The organism is Paenibacillus sp. FSL H3-0302 (genome assembly GCF_037982245.1).
Classification (GTDB): Bacteria; Bacillota; Bacilli; order Paenibacillales; family Paenibacillaceae; genus Paenibacillus_AQ; species Paenibacillus_AQ odorifer.
The window spans coordinates 6,367,974-6,379,789 of record NZ_CP150284.1 but is presented as its reverse complement, the minus strand read 5'-3'; the positions used below and the strand labels follow the sequence as shown (position 1 = coordinate 6,379,789).

Annotated in this window: 6 protein-coding genes; 2 read left to right on the top strand and 4 right to left on the bottom strand. The window is 40.8% G+C overall.

Annotated elements, in window-relative coordinates:
• The first annotated feature begins 220 nt into the window (after positions 1–220).
• Positions 221–3,229: an efflux RND transporter permease subunit gene (locus MHH50_RS28435; RefSeq protein WP_340033750.1), complete on the top strand. Its 3,009-nt coding sequence runs from the start codon at positions 221–223 to the stop codon at positions 3,227–3,229.
• A gap of 739 nt (positions 3,230–3,968) precedes the next feature.
• Complete coding sequence (locus tag MHH50_RS28430) at positions 3,969–4,775, top strand: helix-turn-helix transcriptional regulator (RefSeq protein WP_076123811.1); 807 nt, start codon at positions 3,969–3,971, stop codon at positions 4,773–4,775.
• A gap of 139 nt (positions 4,776–4,914) precedes the next feature.
• Here MHH50_RS28430 and MHH50_RS28425 read toward each other — a convergent pair whose 3' ends face one another.
• From MHH50_RS28425 to MHH50_RS28410, 4 genes are all read right to left on the bottom strand, one after another.
• The gene (locus MHH50_RS28425) at positions 4,915–6,102 is read right to left on the bottom strand and encodes a copper amine oxidase N-terminal domain-containing protein (protein ID WP_076123809.1); all 1,188 of its coding nucleotides are present in this window, start codon (positions 6,100–6,102) and stop codon (positions 4,915–4,917) included.
• A 44-nt stretch (positions 6,103–6,146) separates the two neighbouring features.
• Positions 6,147–7,316: a hypothetical protein gene (locus MHH50_RS28420; RefSeq protein ID WP_340033749.1), complete on the bottom strand. Its 1,170-nt coding sequence runs from the start codon at positions 7,314–7,316 to the stop codon at positions 6,147–6,149.
• 127 nt (positions 7,317–7,443) lie between these two features.
• On the bottom strand, positions 7,444–9,102 hold the full coding sequence (locus MHH50_RS28415; RefSeq protein WP_076220104.1) for an HlyD family efflux transporter periplasmic adaptor subunit: 1,659 nt from the start codon (positions 9,100–9,102) through the stop codon (positions 7,444–7,446).
• Positions 9,099–11,324 (bottom strand): peptidase domain-containing ABC transporter, encoded by a 2,226-nt coding sequence (locus MHH50_RS28410; RefSeq protein WP_076123804.1) that lies wholly within the window; start codon positions 11,322–11,324, stop codon positions 9,099–9,101. Before MHH50_RS28410 ends, MHH50_RS28415 begins: the two co-directional genes overlap by 4 nt.
• Positions 11,325–11,816: the final 492 nt, after the last annotated feature.

Sequence of the window (11,816 nt, the reverse complement as noted above, 5' to 3'; positions counted from 1 at the left end):
ATGCTCACGTTCCAGTTGCCATCATCAAGAAAAAGGACGGGTATCTGTCTACAGAAGGGGAAAGTTCCCCGTCTTAAGACTGAGTACGAAACCAGCCGTAGGGCTGTTTTGGGTTCAGCCAAAAATGACTAAACTAAATCTCGGGATGGAAATTAATACATAATCAAACAGACATAAGGGGAGTGCCAGAAATCATGTGGAGTGGAAGGGGAAAAAGAAAATGAAATGGTTAACAAAATGGTCGTTCGGTAACAAGGCTGCGGTGGGGCTTTTAGTAGTCATGGCTCTTGTGGTGGGAGGGATGAGCTACACTTCGCTACCGATGGAATTTATGCCAGAGGCGGATAATCCTCAAGTGACTGTAACTGTGCTGGGTCCTGGCCAGGATACACATGCTATGGAGACTAATGTAACGAAGCCGATAGAAGCTGGAGCAGCTTTTGTGAAAGGGAAGAAGGAAATACTGTCCACTTCCGGAGACGGATATGCGCAGGTAAATATTTTTTATGATTCGAAAACGAATATGAAGGATGCTGCGCAGGAGGTCCAGAAGGTCGTCGATTCATTGAAGTTCCCGGAAGGGGTAATGGCTCCTTTTGTACTTCAGTTGAATACCTCCATGATTCCTGTATCACAGGTTACTCTTGCTTTTGACGAAGGCCTGACTAAAGAGAATCTTAAGCTTGCGGAAGAAACTATCATTCCAGAGATGCAAAAAGCTGAAGGGGTAGCGAACGTTGCTTTATATGGTAAGGTAACTCCGCAGGTCAGCGTTAAGCTGGACCCGAAATTAATGGCTGAGAAGGGAGTCACGACTCCACAAGTATTAGGTTTACTTCAAGGACGTAATGTATCGGCATCCCTTGGGGAGCAAACGATTGGTGGGCAGACCGGCAATGTTAACGTAGTTTCTACGATAGATAGTATGGATACTTTGAAAAAGCTTCCTGTATCTGCGGGCGTTAAGCTACAGGATATCGCTGCTGTCGAATTGAAGCAGGATCAGGAAAGTGTCAGCCGTTCGAACGGGAAAGACGTTCTATTCGCCATAGTGACCAAAGAGGCTAATGCGAATGCAGTCAGTGTCGGAGATAACATTCAGGCTGCCGTAGATCATATTAATACAACCATTCCTAATGCAGAAGCAGCAGTGGTATTCAGTACATCGGATATGGTAGTTAGCTCGGTGAACAGTATGATGCGTGAGGTATTGCTAGGTGCATTATTTGCGACGATTGTGATTCTGTTGTTCCTGCGTAACCTGCGGGCTACTCTGATTACGGCAGTATCCATCCCACTTTCGTTAGCAGTCACCTTATATCTGCTGAATATTTCCGGCATAAGCTTGAATATCATTACACTCGGGGGAGTCGCGGTTGCGGTAGGCCGTTTGGTCGATGATAGTATCGTGGTGATTGAGAACATTTACCGTAGGCTGCAAAAAGAACCCTTTTCCCGTGAAATGATTATTAGTGCAACTGGGGAAGTGGCTAGAGCGATTACCTCATCAACCATTGCTACCGTAGCAGTATTTTTGCCGATGGGTCTCTTGCGTGGTAGTTTGCAAGCTTTCCTACTGCCGTTTGCTTTAACAGTGACCTATTCATTGCTTACTTCACTAGTAGTAGCTTTGACGGTTGTTCCTCTTTTAAGCTCATGGCTGCTGAGAAGAACATCAATGAAAGAACACGAACCTTCTAAATGGTTTATCCGCTTTCTGGACTGGAATCTTCGCCGTAAATGGGTTAGCTTATCGTTGGGTCTCCTGCTTCTGATTGGCTCCATTGCTGCTTATGTGACTATGCCCAAAGGGGCGCTCGATGCTTCGGATGCCAGCTATGTTTCTGTTCAGATGAATTATCCGAAGGATGTTCCTGTCAAAGATATTTTAGAAAAGGGAAAGCAGTTAGAACAAGATTTGATGAAGCAGCCACAAGCAGAAACGGTAATCATGCAATCAGGGAATAGTGCGGACGCCGCTAAGTGGGGGAGTGTTACCTCTGAAACCTTAGTGGACTATACCGTTGTTATGAAAAAAGGTGCAGATGCTCAGGATTTTATTGATCATGTTCGTGAGGTAAAAGATTCATACACTGGAGCAACACTTGTTGCTAACCAAATGAGTATGATGGGATCCAGCTCTACCAGCGAATATATTGATATTGTCGGAGATAATCTTGCGGATATTACTACTGTAGCAACAGAAGTCACCGCTAAGCTGAAGACCGTAGAGGGAATTCAAAAAGTCAGCAGCAATATGGAGGACACGAAACCTGTATTTTCCTTTAAGGTAGATCCGGCGCAAAGTAATGCGCAAGAGATTTCAATGCAGCTGTCAGCGATGCTTAATCCGATTCCAATGGGGCAAATTGAGCTCGATGGTGACGCAGCAGGTGTAGTGTTAGATCCTATGGTTCAGCCGCAAACGGAGCAGGATTTAAAAGCGCTGACGCTCATAACGGCTGAGGGGCCAAAGCCACTGTCTCAGCTCGCAACTTACGAGGTTCGGAATGAACCAGCAATGTTGTTCCATAAAGATGGGAAGCCGTATGTACGAATTACAGCAGAGGTTGATCCGAAGAAGGTATCTGAGATCGGTGCGAATATTAAAAAAGAAACCGATAGTCTTACACTTCCGAAAGGCGTGACCTTATTTGCAGGCGGAGCGTCAGTTGATCAGTCAGAGGATTTCAACGACTTGGGCATGACGGCATTGATCTCCATCGGGTTGGTCTATCTGATTATGGTACTCACCTTTAAAACCCTTCGGGCTCCACTGGCGATTATGTTCTCCTTACCGCTCGCGGCGATTGGTGCGATTGTTGGACTTATCGTGTCCGGTGTAACGCCTGACTTCACAGCTCTGTTCGGGGCGTTGATGTTAATAGGTATTGTTGTTACGAATGCCATTGTGCTCATTGACCGGATTAAGCAAAATGAAGCCAATATGAGTATCCACGAGGCTATTCTAGAAGCTGCCGGAACACGGATGCGTCCGATTCTCATGACGGCGATCGCCACCATCTGCGCCATGACACCGCTGCTGTTCGGCCATGCCGAGATGGGCAGCATCGTCTCGCAAAGCTTGGCGATTGTAGTCATTGGCGGTTTAACCGCAGCAACACTGCTTACGCTGATTGTAGTGCCGGCGATTTACGAGTTGTTCTACTTCCGTAAATCGGCAAAAGAGCGTAAAGGAGCAGAAAAGACTAATGCTCCGGCGCTTTAAATAAGCAAACGGCAAGCCTCCGGGTTAATGGGGCTTGCCGTTTTTTTTGTTTTGTTACAAATTCTTATAATTATGGAGTTAACTTGTCTAAACTAATAGCCAAAACTTTGTTTAGGAAAGGCTGAAAGGCGCTTTGCCAGATTGCAATATCCCCCCCTGAAATAAATATTTATTTTTTAATTTTAAATATTGCTATTTTCACAACAATGTACAGAGCATTTAACATAATTATTAAGAAAGATATTATTGGAAATATTCTATTTACCGCAGAAAATGCCAATATAAATAATGAAAACAAAAGTAAAAATGGAATAGACTTTGTATACTTTCTACTGAAAATCCCTACTAAACTCTTGATGGAATTCATTCCTTTCAGGGTAGCAGATATAAATATGTTGAGCATGATTTCTCGCTAGTCTCAGACTCCATTGTGAAATTTTTTTCTAATCAACGAATATCCCTATTTTCATAGAAAAAATGGATTTCGTATATATTCTAGGTAGGATATAGACAAGTGGTAATTGTTATGCTCTATTCTTTTTTGACGAAATTCCAAGAATACAGGACAGGTGAAAATTTCTTATCAAATAATCGGCCATAGAAAAATAACCCAAACAATGTTATTTCAATTCTTACTAATCTCCCACAACCCTAACTAATTATGTCATTGTTTTCCTTTGAAGGGAGTGATATGATATGCTCTGTTTCATTAATACCATAAGTTGGGAGAATGGATTGTTTGAATATTGTTGAATGCGAACGTGCCTGGTTTACGGTAGATGATGTAGATAAAGAATCTAATAATTCCGTGTGTGAATTTTGCCAACCCTGGAGTAACCTCAAAACAGAAAAATCCTTTTCTATAGAAGAGCTGGTTCCCTACGAGATTTTAGTTGAAGTATTACATTCAGAATTGGCGAAAGTAATGGAATTTCTCTTATTGCCCTTTGTCTTTTTCTTAACAGATCGAGCCGGCAATATTATTAATATTGTCAGTCCATTCGAAACGTTTCAGGAGAAAGTAGATCATTATGGAATTAGGAGTGGAACTAATCTTTCGAAGCAAATCTCTGGAGTGAATGCAGTTTCTTTAGCGATGGAGGTTGAGTCAATTGCAGTAGTGCGTGGAGAAGAGCATAGTATGCCAATGTTTAAAGAGTGGAATTGTGTATGCGCTCCTATAATGATAAATGATTGTATATGTGGATATATAGACATCTCATTTGAAGCCGAGAGGCAACTTGGTTTTTCGATTCTCTTTATTAAACAATTATCCGAAAAGATTGTGTTGAAGTTGAAGGAACGAAGCCCGAAGTTAATTGAGTACATATTTCAGGAGAAGTGTGATTTATATCGATTATCCCCTAGAGAGAGAGAGGTAGCGTATCACTGGGCACTAAGAAAAGGGGCGCTGCAAATTTCTAACGACCTTAATGTGAAAGAGGGAACTGTGCGGAATATCGTTAAGAGTATTTACAGTAAGATGAATATCAGCGAGAGATGGGAATTGATTGAAAGATTGGCCATTGTGGTCCCAACTATTTAGGAACTGTTCTATATCCGTATCAGCCAGAGAACGTAGGGGAAGCGGGTAAGATTGAGCTCCGGCGCTTTAGATAAGCAAACGGCAAGCCTCCGGGTTAATGGGGCTTGCCGTTTTTTTGTTTTGTTACAAATCCTTATAATTATGGAGTTAACTTGTCTACACTAATCGGATAGGTCTGATCCAGCATCCATTTGCCTGCTTTGGATTTCTTCAGCGTTGTGACAGAGGTGGAGCGGTTATCCTGAAACTCAGGACCCTTAAGCTTGATGCTCGTCTGAACCATATATACGGCTGCGGTATCCTGGGTATAATGAATGATTTTGGCAGATTCCAGAGTGAACTTTAGATCATAGACTGTGAAAATTTGGCTGAAGAGCTGTTTGGTTTGTTCGAGAGCAGGGGACTCAGGATCAATAGTAGATAGCACACCTTGAATATTCTCTGCATTGGTATAGTCCAAGTTGCTCTTAAGCACAGCTAATATATCCGTTTCATCCGACTTCGTCACAGCTGGCTTAGCGTTCAGCAGTTTATCTGGGAGTATATATTGTACGCCTTTAATCTGCAGGTTGTTGATTTTCCAGTCTTCAGTGCTGGCAGTACGCGTTAAGCTATAAATATATTCAGAGGTATTGTCTAAGGTGAATGGACCGCTGAGGTGTGTAGTCGTTTCAACGGTGTGAACCGTAGCCTCTGTGGGTTGAAGGCTGATAACCTCTAATTGATCAAGTGAAGTGGTCAGATCGTATTGTTCCATTTGGCTCTTAATCTGTGGCCCGATGATCACAAGAGGAGACTTGCTATCGATTAGGCTCATGAACCCTTCATAATTCTCATTGTTGGTATAGGTTACGTATTTTTCAAAAAAAGCATTGATTTCCTGCGGGTTTACCTGGTTAGTCTTGCCTGTAATGGTTACTGTCTTCGAGTGTGCATTCCAGGAGACTTCATTACCTGTAGCCTCCCCAACGAAGCGCAGCGGAATGTAAGTGGAATTATTGATGAGCTTAGGGGCAACAGAAAGTTGGGTTATTACACCATTGACGCTGGCCTGCTTGCTGCCTAGTTGCAGTGTAATCGTAAGCCCTTCCTTAGTACCCGTTATGGTACCTGTGGTTTGATTCCAATCGATTGAAAGTCCTAGTTTTTCAAAAACCGGGCGAAAAGGAACGACAATTGTACCATTATCATTGAAGGGAGCCTGTCCCTTCAGTGCGAGCTGTTGCTGATTGATCTGAATGGAGATTGGCTTCTCTGCGGCATGGACAGGCCAGGCGATAGCGGTAGAAAGAAGAGTTGCTGCGATTAGGCTAGATATGGTTTTCATCTTGTGATATCTCCTTTGGGTTATGAATGATAAATTAATGGTTATTAGAGGATAACTCCACTAAGAGCCAAAGTAACTTTTGCTTGGAATAAACCGTACTTTACTTTTTGCTTATCGAATTGCCGATTTAAGTTTAGTAAATCCAGCTTGTCCTGATCTGCCTGAGCCGCTGAGATTAACCCGCTATTTAGGAGAGTATCATTATCCTGGGAGACGCGTACGAGTTCCAATTGCTGCTCTTTTAGTTCTGAATATTCAAAATCAATTTCATTTGCTTCCGGCTTATAACTAGCCAGTTTTTCTTCGAATTGTTGTTGTACTATATTTTTGTGTGCAATCTGGCTAGACCATAGGACTGAATAATAAGTGATGAGTTCAGCATCGGAAGCTTTAGCTGCGTCAAGATTATCTTTGGCGAGTGTGATACGTGCATCTTCTTCGCGTAAATCATAATTACTAGAGAGGCTAATTACTGTATTACAATTCACAGGCTCTGGTGTACTGGAAATGACATCATCTAGAAGGACTTCTGAATAGGATGATAATCCTAACTCAAGCTTAAATTGTTCTAACTGAGCTTCATAACTTCGAAGGTTACGTTCAAAAATAGATTTTTGTACTATGTTTTTACGATTAAAATCGTCCAAACTTCTCTTAGACAGAAGACCATGCTCATAGGACCGCAAGGTATCCTCAGACTGTTGAAACCAATATTGGCTTTCTTGTTTGTCATATTCAATCGTTTTTTTTAGAGAAGAGAGTTGATAATATTTCTGCACAGCATAGTAGCGGATGAGGGCTTCTGTTTTTTGAAGTCGTAACTGATTAATTACTTTATCTGTTTCTAATGTGCGTAACTGGTCACGAAATTCCTTAAGCTGCGCTGTTTTAGTCTCTTGATTGTAACTGTTTTGGCTTTCATTCTGAGCGCTAACCCATTGATTCAGAGATGTGTTAATCATAATTTGAATGAGAATGGATTGATTGACCCCTGCCTGTTCTTCTTCACTTAAATCAGCGTAACCAGGAATACTATTGATAAAAATATCAGGATTTACTGGCAGCAGCCCGCTGGTTGTGACTACATTTTTTTGCTCCAACTTTTTCTCTTCAGATGATACATATGAAAATTTGGAATCCGTTTCTGCAATATTCCATTGTGAGAGCTTGATATCTACATAGTTAGTTAATGCTAGCTGGATTGCTTCTTCCATGGAAAGCGATTTTATTGCGCTGGATACCTGCGTATCAGCATAAACTGTAATGGAATGCGGCAATAGGAGTAATAAGAAGGAGAGTATCAAGAGAGCTGATTTCTTTAACATTTAGCTGGCAACCTCACTATTCCTTTAAGTTGATTTTTTCAAGAACAAAATCAATGATCTTCTTGGAGTCGGTAATAACAGAGGCTTGCGCTATCATCCCTACACGAAGCTCTCCACGTTCACCTCTGCGATTAACAAGTGGGTCATTGGATATCGTTGCCTCCACCAGATAGTAGCTTAGACCGTCTTGCTGAATAATTGAATCTGTGCTGATAGATGTAATCGTACCTTTTTGGGAACCAAAATTTTGTTTAGGAAAGGCTGAAAAGCTGAAATCAACTTTATTGCCAATCGCTATTTTTCCTGCTTCAGCATTAGGTACAGCGATGCTCATTTTATATTTTGACTCGTTGCTAGGTATAATGGAGATCAAGGCTTCGCCGGATTGTACCATGTCCCCGATGCTGGTTTCTTTTAAAATATTAATGGTCCCGGAAATTGGTGCTATGAGCAGTCTTTTGTCTCGTTCAAGCTCAAGTCCCTTAACAGCCTCTTGCAGCGTAATTAAGGTTCTTTTATTTTCTTCTATTGCTGAATGAATCTGTACAATACGGTCAAGTTTCAGTTTTTTTAATGAGGTTGCTTCAGATGAACGGTTAAGTTTCTCTTGATTCAGTAGATCATTTTGCTGCTCAGCCAGCTGTTTCTTTTGCATTTCTAAAGTTTTTCGTTCTGAAACTGATGGATCGTGCCCATTTTTTAGCAAATCGAGGCTGACCTCTATCTCAACCAATTGCTGATTGTAATTGGTGATATTGCTTTCTGAGCTGAGCACGGCTTCGGTTTGGAATTGGTTGATTTGCAAATATGAACTTTCATATTGATGCTGTTCATCTGTAATCTGGGATTGAGGCACAAGGCGGTCCCCCAAGCTGAGCGAACGATTATAGATTTCTTTTTTCTCAGCAGATTGTTTAGACAGTTGGACATATTTAATTTGGTATGTATTATATTGTTCCGTCCGTTTGGTATCTTCAATTGGAAGAAGATTTTGATTCTCTTTGATGGATTGCACAAGCAATTTCTCGTTTGCAATTTCAACATTTAGCAGTTTCTTTTTTCGTTCCAATTCAATTTTATTCTGAAGAGATTTATCCGAACTAGATTCGGCACTAAAGGTAGCAGAATCTTGCAAGCCTATATTCTCGTGAATGGCAGCTGTAAGCTGATCCTGGGTTCCTTGAAAGGTCTGCTGCTGCTGGCTGTATTCAAGGAGAAATTGTTCTACCATGTCATAATAGTAACCCTCATCTGCACGTTCAGAAGAAAACTGATTATCTAAATTGCTAATGCTTTGTTTATACAGCCCGAGATAGTGCAGTTTCTTAGTGAGCTTATTGATTTCTGAATTACGATTGGATAATTCTATATCAAGTTCTTTATGCTCAAAGGAAATTAACTGCTCGCCCTGCTTAATTTGCATCCCTTCATGGACATATACCTGTTCCACTTTTCCCATAGATGAAGTCTGAATGGTACTGACTTTTTCATTGGGTCTAACTACAGCAGAGGCTTTGGCAACTTCATCGATCTGGCCAAAATAGGACCAGACTAACGCAGCCCCCAATAGAATGAATAAGATAAGTATGAAAATGGAAATCACAGGACTGGTCTTGGATTCCATGATTTCTCTGCTATCTGTCATTTCTGATAAGTTATGTATTTGTGCGCTCATACAAGAGACACCTCGCCTACTCCTGCGGCATATTGATGGTTATGTTCTTGTTTTTGTTCAACTCCAGGGAGTTGATCTTTCCACAATTCATAGTACTTTTCACGGTAATCCAGAAGCTCCTGATGAGTTCCATGCTCAATAATCCGTCCTTGATCCATGACATAAATCCGATCACAACGCATGATTGTACTCAACCGGTGAGCGATAATAATCGTAGTCATGTCTTCAAAAGCATTAATCGTCTCCGATACAGCCTTCTCCGTTGTAGAATCCAGATTACTAGTGGCTTCATCCATTATAAGAATATCGGGCTGTTTAAGAACTGCCCTGGCGATAGCTAGTCGCTGCTTCTGTCCCCCGGAAAGGTTAGTAGCATTTTCTTCTAACAAAGTGTTGTAGCGGAGTGGAAGCTGATTAATGAATTCGTGTGCCTGTGCGGTCTGGCAGGCCGAAACAATTTGTTCCAGATCCGTATCCTGATTGACACCCAGACATAAATTTTCCCGGATTGTTCCGCTAAAAAAGAAAGTATCCTGTGATATATATGCGATTCGCTGTCTCAAGCTATCTAAATGAATATCTTTAATATTGTAGTTGTTAATTAAGATATCGCCTTTTTCATGTTGGTAAAATTGCATGATCAATTTGATCAGGGTGGTTTTACCCGAGCCGCTCTCACCGACAAAGGCGACTTTCTCGCCCTGTCTAAGTCTCAAATCAATATCATGAAGTACAAGGGAACGTGTACCATATCTGAAGCTGACACGATCAAATCTAATATCACCTTTTAATGAAGCGGGTTGAATCTTCTTGTCCTCATCCTCAAGCTTCTCCGCTTCTAAGTCGAGTATTTCCCCCAATCGGTCCGCCGCTACAACAGCTGTTTGCAGGGTAGGCTGGAGATTGATGAGATTTTGAATAGGTTCAAGGAAGTAAGCAAGTAATGAGTTATAAGTGATAAGTTGACCCATGGTCATATTTCCTTTTATTACTTGATTACCACCTACCCAGAGGATTGCTACACCTCCAAGCAACTGAACCACACCTTTTAGCGAGCCTTGTATATTATTGAAAATACCAAAGCTGAACACGGATTTCAGAAACGTGATGAATTTCTGTTCCGTCTCAAAGCCAACTTTAGACTCCGCATGGTAGGCTTTGACCGTCTCGATACCGTCTATGGATTCAACGATGTAGGAGGTAAGTTGGGCGTTTTTCTCCATTTGTTCACGGTTTAACCGGTCGAATGGCTTGTGGAATCCCCACACTAACGCTAGATACAAAGGAACCAGCAGCACAGTTACACCAAATAAAAGGGCACTCTGCGAATAAAGAATGATTCCCCCCGCAATAACCATGATAATATCGATCATGATGGTTAGGGTTGCGCTGGAGATGGCATCCCGTACCTTAGAGGCATCCATAAGTCTTGAGATGATTTCCCCCGTCTTGCGAGTACCAAAAAAGTTCATGGGTAGCTTCAACACATGATGGTAATAGCCGAGAATTAGCGAAATATCAAGCTTTTGGCTCAATGTTAGTAGAATGTGACTACGAAAAGCGTTCAATAAAACTTTGAATAGATATAGAATGATTACTCCAATGGATACTATATTCAGAGTCTTCTTTAAGCCAAAAGGAAGAATCTCATCTAGCAGAAATTGAAAATAAAAGGCTGATAATATACCTAATATTGTATAGAGCATGGATGTCAAAAAAATTCCTAGTAGCATTCTTCTCTGAGGAATAAGTAAACCAAAAAAACGAGTGAATAAACCCTTGGACTCACCGCCCTTTTTGAACTGAGGGGTAGGAACCATTAATATGAGAACACCGGTCCAGATTTTAAAGAAGTCTTCTGGTGTATATTTAACAATGCCCTTCGCAGGATCCGAAACGACAACTGTTTTTTTTGTGATTTTATGAATAACAACGTAATGCAATAAAGTTTGGTCTATGACCACATGAGCAATAGCCGGAAGGGGGAAATCTTCGAAGAATGCCTCGTGAGTCCCTTTTACAGCCTTGGCAGTGAATCCTAATTTTTCAGCAGCTTTAACAAGGCCATAGGCGCTGGTACCCATTTTATCGGTTCCCGACATCTCGCGAATTTTAGTTATAGGATAGTTGAGACCATAGTTTTTACTTATAGTGGCGAGACAGGCAGCCCCGCAGTCTTTAATATCTTGTTGTTTGACACATTGGTATTTAGTGAATGCCATATAATCCTCCGAAAAGCAATTATTAAATGATGATTTTATATTGTGACCTGTGCTATACAATGAATCATTTATCTTTGTTGCTCATGTAAAATGCAATGAAAAATCCGATCAGGCCTAACGCCACTAATCCTACGCTTAATAAAATATCTCCAGATCTATTGTCACTTCGAATAATACCTTTTGAAGTTAACATATCTAATATGACTAAAGAAAAATAGATGAAAGCATAAATAAAAACTGCTATAAATGTCTTGTTTTTATTTTTCTTATATATATATATACCTGTTAGAAAAATTAAGAAATTCATTATAAACCATTGGGATGGGAGGATTATATTAGGTCTTACAATTAATAAGAATGATATTACTAGCCCTAAAGTAATGTCTATTCTAATTAGATACGATATTAATTTATCTATTTTCAAAAAAATCACTCGCAATCTATTTATGATTATTCTCTTCTTTTATAGAAGAAAAGATGGAGACATATCCA

Bases quoted from the DNA above. Each gene is read 5' to 3' on its own strand.
- MHH50_RS28435 (WP_340033750.1), top strand. From the start codon at position 221: ATGAAATGGTTAACAAAATGGTCGTTCGGTAACAAGGCTGCGGTGGGG.
- MHH50_RS28425 (WP_076123809.1), bottom strand. From the start codon at position 6,102: ATGAAAACCATATCTAGCCTAATCGCAGCAACTCTTCTTTCTACCGCT.
- MHH50_RS28420 (WP_340033749.1), bottom strand. From the start codon at position 7,316: ATGGAAGAAGCAATCCAGCTAGCATTAACTAACTATGTAGATATCAAG.
- MHH50_RS28415 (WP_076220104.1), bottom strand. From the start codon at position 9,102: ATGAGCGCACAAATACATAACTTATCAGAAATGACAGATAGCAGAGAA.
- MHH50_RS28410 (WP_076123804.1), bottom strand. From the start codon at position 11,324: ATGGCATTCACTAAATACCAATGTGTCAAACAACAAGATATTAAAGAC.